This is a genomic window from Staphylococcus simulans (genome assembly GCF_025561465.1).
Lineage (GTDB): Bacteria > Bacillota > Bacilli > Staphylococcales > Staphylococcaceae > Staphylococcus > Staphylococcus simulans.
Genome location: NZ_CP095100.1, coordinates 1,318,245 through 1,332,506, shown reverse-complemented (window position 1 = coordinate 1,332,506; position 14,262 = coordinate 1,318,245). Strand labels below are relative to the sequence as shown.

The window sequence follows — 14,262 nt, the reverse complement described above, 5'->3', positions numbered from 1 at the left end:
TTCTTATATCGCTGTTGCACATATCATTATTTAACTTTACATATTTTACCATAAAACCTATTGAATATTAAGTACTCAGAATGAATATCTGCAAAATACTTTGTTATGAGTCAAGTGAAAATTGGATTTCGAGGCACGAAAAAAGCGGAGGATAACCTCCGCTTCATAACTGCTCATTTATTCCATTTCAGTGTTAACGATTTCTTCAATCATGTCCCACTCTTCTTCAGTTTCAACTGGTAAGAATTTACCGCCGTCACCAGACTCATCTGGGACATTGATCATCGGAATTAATTCAATCATATCATCGTCGTCTGACGCTTCGCCTTCTTCAGCTAAAATGACATATTCTTTGTCAAATTCAGGATGATAAAATTCTAATACTTTACGATAAAGGACTTCATTGCCTTCTTCATCGAATAAAGTTAATAATTCCTCATCGTTATTGATTTGTAATTCCGCTTCTTGATTTTGATTTTTCTCTGACATAAATAACGCTCCTTTTACGGTAAATTAAAGTGAATCTAAATAGCCTTGCAAGATAAACACAGCTGCCATTTTATCGATGACCTTGCTGCGTTTTTTTCTAGAAACATCTGCTTCTAACAATGACCTTTCAGCTGCCATTGTACTTAGGCGCTCATCCCACATTACCACTTTAAGATCTGGTAATGCTTCAAGGAGTGCTTCTTTGTATTTTAACGAAGCTTCGCCTCTAAATCCAATAGAATTATTCATGTTCTTCGGTAATCCTATCACGACAGTATCTGCATCCTCTTGTTTGATGATAGCTGCCAAGCGGTCTATACCTAATTCATTTTCTTCTTCATTGATTCGGAGTGTATCTAAGCCTTGAGCAGTCCAACCCATTAAGTCGCTCACAGCAACGCCGACTGTTTTGCTGCCAACATCTAATCCGATAATTTTATGTGATAACATTGATTATTCTTTATCTGATACCTTCAAATAATTAGAAACAAGTTCTTCCATGATATCATCACGATCGATACGTCTGATTTGATTTCTTGCTTCGTTATGACGTGGGATATACGCAGGATCTCCTGAAAGTAAATATCCTACAATTTGGTTTACTGGATTATAACCACGTTCTTCAAGGGTACGATACACATTAGTCAGCACGGATTTAACATCATCTTTTGGTACTTCTTCAATATTGAAACGCATTGTTTTATCAAAATTGTTCATTTTACTACACACTCCTTCTACTATAGTAGGCTGATACATCCTCTATTCTACATGAGAGTGCAAGGAGATTATAGTGATTTAATGTAGTTTTTAATGAATTGTAATGCATCTGTTATCTTACTTGGCTCGCTGCCGCCGCCTTGTGCCATATCTGGACGACCGCCGCCTTTACCGCCGACAACAGGTGCCATTTCTTTAATAATGTCGCCTGCTTTGACTTTATTTGTCTCTGATTTCGGTACCGTCGCAACTAAAGCAACTTTACCACCGACATCACTTGCTAAAATAATGACCGCATCTTGTAATTTAGATTTGAAATCATCCATAGTTTGTCTTAAGGCTTTCGCATTGTCTGCTTCTACTTGTAACGCTAATACTTTCAACCCGTTAATGTCTTCAACTTGATCATCTAAGCTGCCCATTTTTAGTGCAGTGATTTCTTGGTTACGTTGTTCTAATTGTTTGTGTAATTGTTTTTCGCTGTCAATCACGTGCGTTACTTTTTCAGCCACTTGTGTATCGTCTTTAGCTTTCACTAAGTGTTTCACTTCATTGAATTTATCTTGGATACCTTCAAGGTATAAGAATGCTGCTTTACCTGTTAAGGCTTCAATACGTCTGACACCAGCACCTGTACCTGATTCGCTGACAATTTTAAATAAACCGATTTCTGATGTGTTTTGAACATGAATACCGCCGCATAATTCAATTGAGAATGGTTTCATATCTACAACACGGACAATATCGCCATATTTTTCACCGAATAATGCCATTGCACCTGAAGCTTTGGCTTCTTCAATCGGCATTTCTTTGATTGAAACATTGATGCCGTTCCAGATTTGTTGATTGACACGACGTTCAATTTGTTCTAATTCTTCTTTAGTCACAGGACCGAAATGTGAGAAGTCAAAACGTAAACGTTCGCCTTCAACGAGTGAACCTGCTTGATTGACATGGTCACCTAACACTTCTTTCAGCGCAGCATGTAATAAGTGGGTTGCACTATGGTTTTTCGTAATAGCACGGCGTTCTTCTTGGTTAACTGAAGCGTCGACTTGTGCGCCTTTTGTGACTTGACCGAATTGCACGATACCTTTATGCAAGTTTTGACCATTTGGTGCTTTCGTTACTTCAGTCACTTCAATTTCGAAGTTGTCATTGCCGACTGTACCTTGGTCAGCCACTTGACCACCTGAAACAGCGTAGAATGGTGTTTGTCTTAAAATAAAGTAAACTGTTTCACCCGCATCTGCTTGTTCTACCGCTTCGCCATTATAAATTAAGTCTGTTAACTCCGTTTGATAATCTGTATGTGTATAACCGACAAATTCACTATCTGTCGTAATATTTTTCAACACTTCACTTTGAATCTGCATTGATTGTGAATTTTGACGTGCTTGACGTGCACGATCTCTTTGTTGCTGCATTTCTGTTTCGAATGTCACCATATCGACACTTAAACCTTCGTTACCAGCGATTTCTTCAGTCAATTCAACTGGGAAACCATACGTATCATATAATTTGAACGCATCTTCACCTTTAATCATTTTATCGCCTTTTTTAGCTGTTTTGATAAATTGATTTAAAATTGCTAAGCCTTCTTCTAATGTTTCGTGGAAACGTTCTTCTTCAGATTTAATGACACGTTTAATGAAATCTGCTTTTTGTTTTACTTCTGGATAGTAAGGTTCCATAATGTCTGCCACTGTATCGACAAGTTCATACATAAATGGTTTGTTGATATCTAAAGATTGGCTGAAACGAACTGCACGACGTAATAAACGACGTAAGACGTAACCGCGGCCTTCATTTGCTGGTAAAGCGCCGTCACCGATTGCGAATGCGATGGTTCTGATATGATCCGCAATGACTTTGAATGCAACATCTTGCGTAGCATCTTGTTGATATTTCTTACCTGAAATTTGTTCAACTTCTTCAATGATTGGGATAAATAGGTCAGTTTCATAGTTAGTACGTACATTTTGCGCAATCGATGCCATACGTTCTAGACCCATGCCGGTATCAATGTTTTTATTTGGAAGTGGTGTATACGTATGATCTGGATTATGGTTGAATTCACTGAATACTAAGTTCCAAACTTCTAAGTAACGTTCGTTTTCGCCACCTGGATACATTTCTTCAGCCGGATCATCTTGACCATAGTCTGGACCACGGTCATAGAAGATTTCTGTGTTCGGACCTGATGGACCTTCACCGATATCCCAGAAGTTGCCTTCAATACGAATAATACGGCTTTCATCTAAACCGATGACATCGTGCCATAAATCGAAAGCTTCCATATCTTCAGGGTGAATGGTCACGTATAATTTTTCAGGTTCCATACCCATCCAACGATCACTAGTTAAGAATTCCCAAGCAAATTCAATCGCTTCACGTTTGAAATAATCACCAATAGAAAAGTTCCCTAACATTTCAAAGAAAGTATGGTGGCGTGCAGTAAAACCAACGTTTTCAATATCGTTTGTACGAATCGCTTTTTGCGCGTTCACGATACGTGGTTTTTTTGGAATTTCTCGTCCATCAAAGTATTTTTTTAATGTCGCAACACCTGAGTTGATCCATAATAATGAATCATCATCAATCGGTACTAAAGGTGCAGAAGGTTCGACCATATGTCCATTTTCTTTAAAGTAATCAATGAAATTTTGTCTGATTTCACTCGCTTTTAATCGCTTCATAAATAACTCACTCCTAATATACATATTTAAAACATTGCCGTATAGGTTCTTTCACAAAATAAAAATGCATTCATCCTCAAAGGGACGAATGCATCGCGGTACCACCCTAGTTATGCAGCAAATTATCCTGCATCACTCTTGTTCTTATACGGACTGACATAAAGTAGCGTTCAGCAAATGATGCGATACCTTACACCACCCGGTACCTCTCTTAGGCATAACGATTTGCTTACTCGGCTTTATGCGAATTAATTTTATTTTAGTCTGACAGACTTTAAAAGTCAACATATATCATACTTCACACAACACTTTATTCATGATTAAAAGTATAAGGTGTGACCTTACCCATACCAATCATCGGGTCAATTTCATAAATCGTTGCTTCTGTTAATTCTACGAGTTGTTGTGCAGGTGCTGAGGTTGTTTTGTCATTTGTTTGTTCATCTGCTTGTTCCTCATTTGTTTCACTCTCATGACCGAAGTAATCTCTGAGCAATTGTGCGAGTCTCGTCATACGAACTTGGCCATGGGTCTTCATACCGATGTCAAAGGCTTGGCTGTCACCAAGAAAAACTAAAGATTGTTTGGCACGTGTAAGTCCTGTATAGATAATCGGACGCTGCAACATGCGATAATATTGTTTTACAATCGGCATAATAACAATTGGAAACTCTGAACCTTGTGCTTTATGAATGGAAGTGCAATAAGCATGTGTTAACTCCATCATATCTTGTTTGGTAAATGTAATTTCATTGCCTTCAAAATCGACGACAAGTATATCTTTATTTAATTCGTTTTCACGTGCCCAGAAGATACCGACAATCACACCGATATCGCCATTGAAAATATTATCATTAGGACGATTCACAAGTTGTAAGACTTTGTCGCCCTTTCTAAAGACCGCTTCTCCGAACTCAATCTCTCTTGCATCTTCAGCTTTAGGATTCAAGATATCTTGTAATACTTTATTTAAACGCTTAATGCCGGCACTGCCGCGATACATCGGAGCCAAGACTTGAATATCGCTCATATCGTAGCCTTTTTTAACAGCAGAACTCACCACTTTATTGACTACATCTGGTATTTGTTCAGCTGTACAAGGAATAAAGCTGCGATCGTGGAATCGCTCAGTAATGTCTATCGGCTGACCTAATTTCATTTTATGTGCGAGTTCAATGATACTAGAACCATCTTGTTGACGGTAAACTTCAGTTAAATTAACACGTGGAATGACTTTCGCATCAATTAAATCTTTAAACACTTGTCCTGGGCCGACTGATGGTAATTGGTCTTCATCTCCGACTAAAATGATTTGTGCATCAATCGGTACTGCATTCAAGAACTGATGAAACAACCATGTATCTACCATTGACATTTCATCAATAATGATGAGCTTAGCAGTAATTTCATTTTCTAAGACATCTTCAGGCTTGGTATCTTGACTCCAGCCGATTAAACGGTGGATAGTCATTGCTTCAAGTCCAGTCGATTCTTGTAAACGTTTGGCTGCACGTCCTGTAGGTGCAGCAAGCGCTATCGGATAATCATCTTCTTGGTAATCGTCATAGGATAAGGATAAACCATGCGTTTCCGCATAGAGTTCAACGATGCCTTTGATAACCGTTGTTTTACCGGTACCTGGACCACCTGTCAGCAGCATGACTTTTGAATTAATCGCTGTTTCAAGTGCTTCTTTTTGAGAAGATGCGTAGTTGACTCCATTCATTTCCTCGATTTCACCAATATTGATTTGTAAGTCAGATTGTTCAATATTCTCTAATTTAGCTTGATGTGACGCAATACGATACAGGTTCTGCACACTTTTGACTTCTGAATAATATAAGCTTGGGATAGAAAGTGTTTCATCCGCTTCCACCAACTTACTTTCTTCTGTCAATTCAAGTATCATTTTTTCTAACATACTGGCATCTATCGTTTGGTCATATCCCTTGCTTAACATCTCTAACGAAGTTTCTAATACATAATCTTTAGGTAAAAATGTATGACCTTGTTTAATACACTCTTCTTCTATCGTATAAAGCAGACCTGCTTTTAAGCGTTCAGGGGCATTATATTCTATGCCTAAATTCTTAGCTAAAGTATCTGCTTTATGGAAACCGACACCACGTACATCATAGACAAGATCATATGGATTTTTCTCTATCGTTTGTAAGGTGTCACTTTGATAAACTTGATAGATGCTCATCGCTAATTTCGGACCGAAGCCTAAATCATGAAGTCTGATCATAATTTTTTCTACTTCTTGATTACTGTAGATTTGATCTGCGATTTGACTTTGTTTCTTTTTAGATAAATTCGGTACATCTTCTAAGACTGAACGATCATCTAAAATTTTATTGATGGTATTTTCACCAAGTGTATTTACGATATTTTCAGCCGTTTTCTTACCGACACCTTTAAATAAATCACTTGATAAGTAACTGATAATCGCATCTTTTGTTTGCGGTACTTCTTTTTCGAAAGTTTCAGCTTTTAATTGTTTGCCGTATCTAGGGTGTGTCACAGCTTGACCTTTGAAGGTATAAACATCGCCTTCAGCAATTTCAGGAAAGAACCCCACAATTGTAGGCATATTATCAAAATCTTCATTGGTTTCAATCGGATCTACTTTTAATACGGTATAGAAATTATCTTTATTTTGAAATAAGATTGCTTCTACTGTTCCTTTGACCATCGAATAGTCAAACAATGTAGGGTTCTCCAAATTTATTCCTCCTCTGCATCAAATTGGGTGAATGTTTTAAGTGCATGCTGACTTAATAAATGTTCTGGATCAATCTCTATTGCTTTTTCAAAGTATGGGATTGCTTCATAGATTTCTTCAGTAAACATATAACCCGCTAAACCACGGTTATATAATGCGTCTGTATGTTTGGGATTTATATTTAACACGGTATCTAACTGTTTGACAGCTTGATCAAACAATTCTAAATGGCATAGGACTAAACCGTATTGGAATTGAATTTCTTCATCTTTATTTTGATCTAATTCTGCAGCACGCATAAGGAAAGGTAATGCAGATTTATAGTCACCTAAGTTATTAAATGACATCCCTATCATATAATTGGTATCCGCTTCATCGACACCTGTTTTGAGTGCTTGTTGATAAAGTTTAATCGCATCATTAAAACTTTCTGCATTATAATAAACATTAGCTAAATTATAATAAATCGCACCGTTGTTCGGATCGATAGTTAAAGCTTTTTGGAAAAATTTCTCAGCTTTTTCAATTTCACCTGCTTCCGCAAGCAGAATACCTGAATTAATGTAGTTTTCAATGTCTTCAGGATGTGCATCAATATTTTCAAACAGTGCTTTTAACGCTGTTTCAAATTGACCTTCTTTAATTAACTGATAAATTTCTTCTTGTTTCATGCTTAGTCCTCATTTCTTTCTTATTCAACTCTTTATTTTATCAGAAAAACTTGAAACTATGTAAAAAAGAGACTAGGAAAGTCCTAGTCCCTGATTAAAATTTAGACAACATATGTGAGTTGACCTTCATTTTTATAAACATCATCAATTGTTGCGCCACCTAAGCAAACGTCGCCATCATATAATACAACGGCTTGTCCAGGTGTGATTGCACGTACTGGTTCATCAAAATCAACACGGATTTGATCATCACCGATTTGTGTCACTGTCACCCCTGTATCTTTTTGACGATATCTAAATTTTGCGGTACAACGATAACCTTGTGATAAGTCGATATCGTTCACAAGTGAAACGTCAGAAGCGATCAAATAATCACTGTACAATGCATCATGATGGAAACCTTGTTCTACATATAACACATTATCTTCAAGGTTTTTACCTACAACAAACCATGGATCTCCATCGCCGCCGATACCTAGACCATGACGTTGACCGATTGTGTAATACATTAAACCGCCGTGTGTTCCCATTTTTTTACCGTTTAATGTGCGCATATCACCAGATTGTGCTGGTAAATAATTAGATAAGAAATCTTTGAAGTTTCGTTCACCGATAAAGCAGATTCCTGTCGAATCTTTTTTCTTCGCAGTTGCTAAATCTTGTGCTAACGCGATTTCTCTGACTTCTGATTTCTCCATGCCGCCAAGTGGAAACATTACTTTTGATAGTTGTTCATGTGTCAGTTGATTTAAGAAATATGTTTGGTCTTTATTATTATCCACACCACGCAGCATTTCTACTGTGCCATCTTCATTGCGTCTTACTTGTGCATAATGGCCTGTCGCCACATAATCTGCACCGAGTTTCATAGCATGGTTTAAAAATGCTTTGAACTTAATTTCTTTATTACACATCACATCAGGATTTGGTGTGCGTCCTTTTTTATATTCATCTAGGAAGTAAGTAAAGACTTTATCCCAGTATTCTTTTTCGAAGTTTACCGCATAATACGGTATACCGATTTGGTTACAAACAGCAATCACGTCATTGTAGTCTTCTGTCGCGGTACAAACGCCATTTTCATCAGTGTCATCCCAGTTTTTCATGAAAATACCGATGACGTCATAGCCTTGTTCTTTTAAAAGATAGGCAGTCACTGAGCTGTCTACGCCGCCAGACATTCCTACTACAACACGAGTATCTTGGTTGCTCACGCTTATTCCTCCTTAAATTTCAAATAAATTTTCTGTATTTCTGCTACGATATATTTAATGTCACGTTCAGTTGTTAATTCGTTAAAACTGAAGCGGATAGATTGTTTTGTTCTAGGGTCGTCATCACCATACATGGCTGCTAAGACATGTGATGGTGTAGTTGAACCTGCAGTACATGCAGAGCCTGATGAGACTGCAATATTCGCTAAATCAAGCAAAGTTAACATCGTTTCCACATCGATGAATGGGAAGTACAAGTTCAAGATATGTCCTGTTGTATCGGTCATTGAACCGTTCACTTCAAATGGAATACTGCGTTCTTGCAAGTTAACTAAAAATGTTTCTTTAAGATTCATTAAATGAATGTTGTTTTCATCACGATGTTCTGTAGCTAATTTTAATGCTTCAGCCATTCCCGCAATTTGCGGTACATTTTCTGTTCCTGCACGACGTTTTGTTTCTTGTTCACCGCCAAGTTGTGAAAATTGAATAGGTGTCTTCGGTTTAACTAACAATGCACCGACACCTTTAGGTCCACCGAATTTATGTGCTGTTATACTCATTGTATCGAATTTAAAATCATCAAATTCAATCGACAGATGTTCAACTGCTTGTACAGCATCCACATGTAAATAAGCATCATGTGCTTTAACGATGTCTTCTATATCATACATCGGCTGTACGGTACCTACTTCATTGTTCACAAACATGATAGAAACAAGAATAGTTTCATCACTCATAGCTGCCTTTAATTGTTCTAAATCGATGATACCTTCACGATCAACATCTAAATACGTAACGTGAAAGCCTTCACGCTCTAGTTGTTCAAATACATGCAAGACAGAATGATGTTCAATTTTTGATGTAATTAAATGCTTTCCTTTATGTTGATTAGCATATGCTAACCCTTTAATCGCAGTATTATTAGATTCAGTTGCCCCACTAGTGAAAATCACTTCATTAGGCGTTGCGCTTAATAATGACGCAATTTCTCTACGTGATGCATCTAAATATTGTCTGGCATCTCTACCTACACGATGAATGGATGAAGGATTGCCATAATGCTTCGCATACAATTCCATCATCTTATCAATTACTTCTTCTTTTACTGGAGTTGTTGCTGCATAATCTGCATATACTTCCATTTGTCAGACACTTCCTCACAATTTTATCAATGTTCCAATTCTAGCACCAACACTACAATTTTTCTAGTACTCTGTTCCACAAATATTATAACATGCAAAGCACATGCTTTAAGCAATAAAATTCTTTCTAATATTTGTTCTTGTTATAATTAATATATCATTCAAAACGAGGAGGTCTTTATGTGAGTGAAATTAAAGTTTCTGCACTCAATTTAGTACCTGTTAAATCAGGTGAAGATGAGAAGCAAGCCATCGATAATATGGTGGACTTAGCTCAACATCTAGATGAATTAGGATATGAACGATATTGGATTGCAGAACATCATAACGCTCCGAATTTAGTGAGTTCTGCGACAGCGTTATTGATTCAACACACATTAGAGCATACGAAAAACATCCGTGTCGGTTCAGGCGGTATTATGTTGCCAAACCATGCACCATTAGTCGTAGCTGAACAATTCGGTACATTAGAAACAATGTTTAAAAACCGAGTCGATTTAGGCTTAGGCCGTGCACCGGGTACAGATATGATGACAGCGAGCGCATTACGCAGAGATCAACATAATGGTGTTTATGCGTTCCCTGAAGAAGTTGCACAACTACAAAAATACTTCGGACCAGAAAACCAACAAGGCTACGTACGTGCATATCCTGCTGTTGATAAAAACGTTCCGTTATATATTTTAGGTTCTTCTACAGACTCTGCACATCTCGCTGCAAGAATGGGCTTACCTTATGTATTTGCTGGTCACTTTGCACCGCAACAAATGAGAGAAGCTATGTCCATTTATAAAGAATTATTCGAACCATCTGAAGTATTAGACAAACCATATATGATTGTATGCTTGAATGCGATTGTTGCTGAAACAGATCAAGAAGCTGAAAAATTAGCAACAACATTAGCACAAGTTACAGTGAGCATTACACGCGGTAGAATGGAACCGCTGCAACCACCAATTGATAATTTAGCAGATGTGCTTACTCCTGCAGAATTACAAATGGCAAAAGGTCGCTTAGGCGTTTCATTAGTAGGTTCAGAAGAAACTGTTAAACAACAAATCGAAAAATTCATGGATATCTACGGCGAGTTTGATGAATTGATGGCAATTAGTTATATCTATGATCAAGAAAAACAAAAAGAATCATTCGAACGCTTGCAACGTGTTATGAAACAAGTTCGTAAATAAATATATATACGTTGATTAGTATTTTGGTTAAAACACAAATAACGGGCAGAACCATTTAAGATTCTGCCCGTTATTTCTATTTATTGATTGATAATTATTTATCTTTATTGAATTTATCTTTTAATTTGCCAGCTGCATCTTTTGCTTTGTCTGCAGCATTGTTAATTTTTTCATCAACTTTACCTGAAGCTTTATCTGCTTTACCTTCATTTTCTAATTTTTTATTATCAGTAGCATTACCTACTGTTTCTTTAACGTTGCCTTTTGCTTGTTCTAATTTGTCTTCACCTTTATTTGCCATAATCGATTCCTCCAATTATTTCAAATCTAGTTATATTATATGAATACCACATGTGAATTTGAATAAACATATCCATATTACGCATTAAAAAATGCAGTCCAACAACCTGTAGTTGAACTGCAATACTTATTAAATATAGAACATGTAATTATCGCGTTTATCAGTATCGTTAAAGTCTGCTAAATATTTTAACGTTGTGCCATCTAATACTTCTCTGACTGCGTCTCTCATGCGCAACCAAAGTTCTTGTTGTGCTGGCGGTTCTGAATCTATACTTTCAACGAATGAAATCGGACCTTCAAGCAGGCGAATAATATCTCCGGCTTTAATTTCATCAGCTGGGACACGGAGTTGGTATCCACCTTTAGCACCGCGTACACTACGAATTAATCCGGCATTTCTTAAAGGTCCTACTAATTGTTCTAGGTATAGATCACTTAATTTATTTTCTTCTGCAATAGTTTTTAACGATACGCAACCTTGACCTTCCCTCTTAGCAAGAGAAATCATTAAGGTTAAGCCATATCTCCCTTTTGTTGAAATTTTCATTTTATTACCTCGCTTAATCCGATTTTATTTTATTCAATTCTAGCATTTTTTACGTTAATATAGTAATAGAAAGGTGTGACTCTATCTTGACTAACGAACCTTTAGCATCTAGAATGCGTCCGCAAAACCTAGATGAAATCATATCACAACAACACTTAGTTGGTCCAAAAGGTATCATTAGAAGAATGGTTGAATCCAAACGACTGACTTCAATGATTTTTTATGGACCTCCTGGTATTGGAAAAACCAGTATTGCGAAAGCCATCGCAGGTTCTACACAGTTTAAGTTCAGACAATTAAACGCTGTGACAAATACCAAAAAAGACATGCAAATGGTGGTTGAAGAAGCGAAAATGTCTGGTCAAGTCATTTTACTGCTTGATGAAATCCATCGTTTAGATAAAGCTAAACAAGATTTCCTGTTACCTCACTTAGAGAACGGAAAAATTGTACTTATTGGTGCGACAACATCCAATCCGTACCATGCGATTAATCCTGCTATTCGTTCACGAGCACAGATATTTGAACTCTATCCTCTGACAGAAGAAGATGTTGCTGTAGCATTAGAACGCGCTTTAGCTGATGAAGAACGCGGTCTTGCTTCCTATCATGCAACAGTTGATCATGATGCAATGCAATACTTCTCTACTCAAAGTCACGGTGATGTGCGCAGTGCTTTAAACGCCTTAGAACTTTCAGTACTAAGTGCTAAACCTGATGAGAATGACAAAATTCACGTTTCTTTAGAAGATGCCAAAGATTGTATGCAAAAAGGCAGCTTTGTCAGTGATAAAGATGGTGACATGCACTATGATGTCATGAGTGCTTTCCAAAAATCAATTCGAGGCAGTGATACTGATGCCGCATTACATTATCTTGCACGACTGATTGAAGCAGGAGATCTCCCAACCATCGCGAGAAGATTACTAGTGATCAGCTATGAAGATATCGGTTTAGCATCCCCTGGTGCCGGGCAACGTACACTCGCTGCCATTGAATCTGCAGAACGTTTAGGATTTCCAGAAGCACGCATTCCGCTCAGTCAAGCAGTTATTGAATTATGCTTATCACCTAAATCAAATTCAGGTATCAAAGCCATTGACGCTGCTTTATCTGATATTAGAAAAGGTCATGTCGGCCAAGTGCCTAATCATCTTAAAGATGGTCATTATAAAGGCGCTAAAGAATTAGGTCATGCAATTGGTTATCAATATCCGCATGATTCTGAGAATGGCTTTATACCACAGCAATATCTGCCGGATAAACTTAAAAACAGACATTATTACCATCCTAAAACAACATCTAAAACTGAACAGCAACTTAAACAAATCTATGACAATATTACTAAGCAGCAAAACAAGCGTTAATTAAGGTTGATAGAAGAATCGTAGTCAGTCTACGATTCTACATCAGCCTTTTTATTTTTGGTTTTTATCTTTGATTCTAGTCACAGGTATATCTTTTAAGACATCGTTGATGACATAACTTGCACAAATTAAGCCTACTACACTTGGCACAAATGCATTTGAAGATGGTGGCATTTGACCTTTACGCGTTGCCGCATTTTTATCGCCGACTGTTTCTTTAACATCTTCTCTGATGACGATTGGACTTTCATCTGAAAAAACAACTGGAATCCCTTTTTTAATACCTTCTTTTTTCAATTTTTGTCTAATTATTTTTGCGATAGGATCTGTATTCGTTTTAGAAATATCGGCAATTTGGAAACGTGTTGGATCTGTTTTATTTGCAGCACCCATACTAGAAATGATTTTAATGCCGCGTTTCAAACATTCCTTCATCAAATGCACTTTATAAATAATTGTGTCGCTCGCATCAATAATGTAATCAATATCATAATCATTGAACAGTTGTTCATACGTTTCTTCGGTATAGAACATATGTAAAGAAGTTACTTTACAATCTGGATTGATTAATTTGATACGTTCTTCCATCAATGTCACTTTACTTTGACCGATAGTCGTTGTAAGTGCGTGTAATTGACGGTTCACATTAGTAATGTCCACATCATCTTTATCAATTAAAATGATATGGCCGATATTTGTCCTAGCTAAAGCTTCTGCTGCAAAAGACCCAACGCCCCCAACGCCAAGTACTGCAACTGTTTGTTGTTTTAATAAATCAAGTCCCTCTTTACCGTATGCCAATTCATTACGTGAAAATTGATGTTTCATCAAATCTATACTCCTTTAATCTAACTTTACTACCATATACCATTATAACAAATTTAGATAATATTATTTCGTGAAAAAAGCCAAACTTTGAAAAGAAAATAAAAAAAATACGTAGGACCGAAGTCCTACGTACGATAGAATCCGTTGTACCGTAGTTATTAGAGCTTGATCATTTTGGCCTGCTAATTACAGGTGGGTGCCCTGTTTCTTGTTTTGCAAGTCCTCCTTAAGAGGCGTGTGCGCTGCAAGAAAACCTATTGGACTCCCTGATCAAAGAGTGTTAGGTCAAAATACATACAGCAAACTACGAGTATTTCAGACGACTATCTTATACTTAGATATTACCACATAAAATGGTAATTGCAAATAT

13 protein-coding genes and 1 other RNA gene are annotated in these 14,262 nt (G+C 37.0%); 2 read left to right on the top strand and 12 right to left on the bottom strand.

The genetic code is table 11. The features are described from left to right. Nucleotides 1–177: 177 nt before the first annotated feature. The 8 genes from MUA87_RS06170 to MUA87_RS06135 form a co-directional block, all read right to left on the bottom strand. On the bottom strand, nucleotides 178–489 hold the full coding sequence (locus MUA87_RS06170; RefSeq protein WP_002481100.1) for a DUF1292 domain-containing protein: 312 nt from the start codon (nucleotides 487–489) through the stop codon (nucleotides 178–180). A gap of 24 nt (nucleotides 490–513) precedes the next feature. Continuing rightward, the gene (gene ruvX, locus MUA87_RS06165) at nucleotides 514–939 is read right to left on the bottom strand and encodes a Holliday junction resolvase RuvX (protein ID WP_002481101.1); all 426 of its coding nucleotides are present in this window, start codon (nucleotides 937–939) and stop codon (nucleotides 514–516) included. Between the two features lie 3 nt (nucleotides 940–942). Next, nucleotides 943–1,206, bottom strand: a complete 264-nt coding sequence (locus MUA87_RS06160; protein ID WP_023015119.1) for an IreB family regulatory phosphoprotein — start codon at nucleotides 1,204–1,206, stop codon at nucleotides 943–945. Nucleotides 1,207–1,274: 68 nt separating this feature from the next. Next, complete coding sequence (gene alaS, locus MUA87_RS06155) at nucleotides 1,275–3,905, bottom strand: alanine--tRNA ligase (protein ID WP_262550281.1); 2,631 nt, start codon at nucleotides 3,903–3,905, stop codon at nucleotides 1,275–1,277. 310 nt (nucleotides 3,906–4,215) lie between these two features. Continuing rightward, on the bottom strand, nucleotides 4,216–6,630 hold the full coding sequence (gene recD2, locus MUA87_RS06150; protein ID WP_262550279.1) for an SF1B family DNA helicase RecD2: 2,415 nt from the start codon (nucleotides 6,628–6,630) through the stop codon (nucleotides 4,216–4,218). 2 nt (nucleotides 6,631–6,632) lie between these two features. Beyond that, nucleotides 6,633–7,301, bottom strand: coding sequence for a tetratricopeptide repeat protein (locus MUA87_RS06145; RefSeq protein ID WP_002481105.1), 669 nt, complete (start codon nucleotides 7,299–7,301; stop codon nucleotides 6,633–6,635). Nucleotides 7,302–7,402: 101 nt separating this feature from the next. Continuing rightward, the gene (gene mnmA / locus MUA87_RS06140; protein ID WP_002481106.1) at nucleotides 7,403–8,515 is read right to left on the bottom strand and encodes a tRNA 2-thiouridine(34) synthase MnmA; all 1,113 of its coding nucleotides are present in this window, start codon (nucleotides 8,513–8,515) and stop codon (nucleotides 7,403–7,405) included. A gap of 2 nt (nucleotides 8,516–8,517) precedes the next feature. Further along, nucleotides 8,518–9,660, bottom strand: a complete 1,143-nt coding sequence (locus MUA87_RS06135; RefSeq protein ID WP_023016059.1) for a cysteine desulfurase family protein — start codon at nucleotides 9,658–9,660, stop codon at nucleotides 8,518–8,520. A gap of 182 nt (nucleotides 9,661–9,842) precedes the next feature. Between MUA87_RS06135 and MUA87_RS06130 the strand changes: the two genes are divergently transcribed. After that, the gene (locus MUA87_RS06130; RefSeq protein WP_057510444.1) at nucleotides 9,843–10,847 is read left to right on the top strand and encodes an LLM class flavin-dependent oxidoreductase; all 1,005 of its coding nucleotides are present in this window, start codon (nucleotides 9,843–9,845) and stop codon (nucleotides 10,845–10,847) included. Between the two features lie 94 nt (nucleotides 10,848–10,941). Here MUA87_RS06130 and MUA87_RS06125 read toward each other — a convergent pair whose 3' ends face one another. Both MUA87_RS06125 and cymR read right to left on the bottom strand, forming a co-directional pair. After that, nucleotides 10,942–11,148: a CsbD family protein gene (locus MUA87_RS06125; protein ID WP_023016061.1), complete on the bottom strand. Its 207-nt coding sequence runs from the start codon at nucleotides 11,146–11,148 to the stop codon at nucleotides 10,942–10,944. 129 nt (nucleotides 11,149–11,277) lie between these two features. Beyond that, nucleotides 11,278–11,697 carry a cysteine metabolism transcriptional regulator CymR gene (cymR, locus tag MUA87_RS06120; protein WP_002481110.1) on the bottom strand — a complete coding sequence of 140 codons (420 nt, stop codon included), beginning with the start codon at nucleotides 11,695–11,697 and terminating at the stop codon, nucleotides 11,278–11,280. Nucleotides 11,698–11,783: 86 nt separating this feature from the next. On the opposite strand from cymR, the gene MUA87_RS06115 reads away from it, so the two are divergent. Further along, nucleotides 11,784–13,064, top strand: a complete 1,281-nt coding sequence (locus tag MUA87_RS06115; RefSeq protein ID WP_060804777.1) for a replication-associated recombination protein A — start codon at nucleotides 11,784–11,786, stop codon at nucleotides 13,062–13,064. A 51-nt stretch (nucleotides 13,065–13,115) separates the two neighbouring features. On the opposite strand, the gene MUA87_RS06110 is transcribed toward MUA87_RS06115, so the two are convergent. Beyond that, nucleotides 13,116–13,892 (bottom strand): tRNA threonylcarbamoyladenosine dehydratase, encoded by a 777-nt coding sequence (locus MUA87_RS06110; protein ID WP_023016063.1) that lies wholly within the window; start codon nucleotides 13,890–13,892, stop codon nucleotides 13,116–13,118. Between the two features lie 134 nt (nucleotides 13,893–14,026). Further along, nucleotides 14,027–14,217: non-coding RNA, 6S RNA (gene ssrS / locus MUA87_RS06105), on the bottom strand. Nucleotides 14,218–14,262 lie beyond the last annotated feature (45 nt).

Bases quoted from the DNA above. Each gene is read 5' to 3' on its own strand.
- MUA87_RS06160 (WP_023015119.1), bottom strand. From the start codon at position 1,206: ATGAACAATTTTGATAAAACAATGCGTTTCAATATTGAAGAAGTACCA.
- cymR (WP_002481110.1), bottom strand. From the start codon at position 11,697: ATGAAAATTTCAACAAAAGGGAGATATGGCTTAACCTTAATGATTTCT.
- MUA87_RS06145 (WP_002481105.1), bottom strand. From the start codon at position 7,301: ATGAAACAAGAAGAAATTTATCAGTTAATTAAAGAAGGTCAATTTGAA.
- ruvX (WP_002481101.1), bottom strand. From the start codon at position 939: ATGTTATCACATAAAATTATCGGATTAGATGTTGGCAGCAAAACAGTC.
- MUA87_RS06125 (WP_023016061.1), bottom strand. From the start codon at position 11,148: ATGGCAAATAAAGGTGAAGACAAATTAGAACAAGCAAAAGGCAACGTT.
- MUA87_RS06110 (WP_023016063.1), bottom strand. From the start codon at position 13,892: ATGAAACATCAATTTTCACGTAATGAATTGGCATACGGTAAAGAGGGA.
- MUA87_RS06170 (WP_002481100.1), bottom strand. From the start codon at position 489: ATGTCAGAGAAAAATCAAAATCAAGAAGCGGAATTACAAATCAATAAC.
- alaS (WP_262550281.1), bottom strand. From the start codon at position 3,905: ATGAAGCGATTAAAAGCGAGTGAAATCAGACAAAATTTCATTGATTAC.
- MUA87_RS06135 (WP_023016059.1), bottom strand. From the start codon at position 9,660: ATGGAAGTATATGCAGATTATGCAGCAACAACTCCAGTAAAAGAAGAA.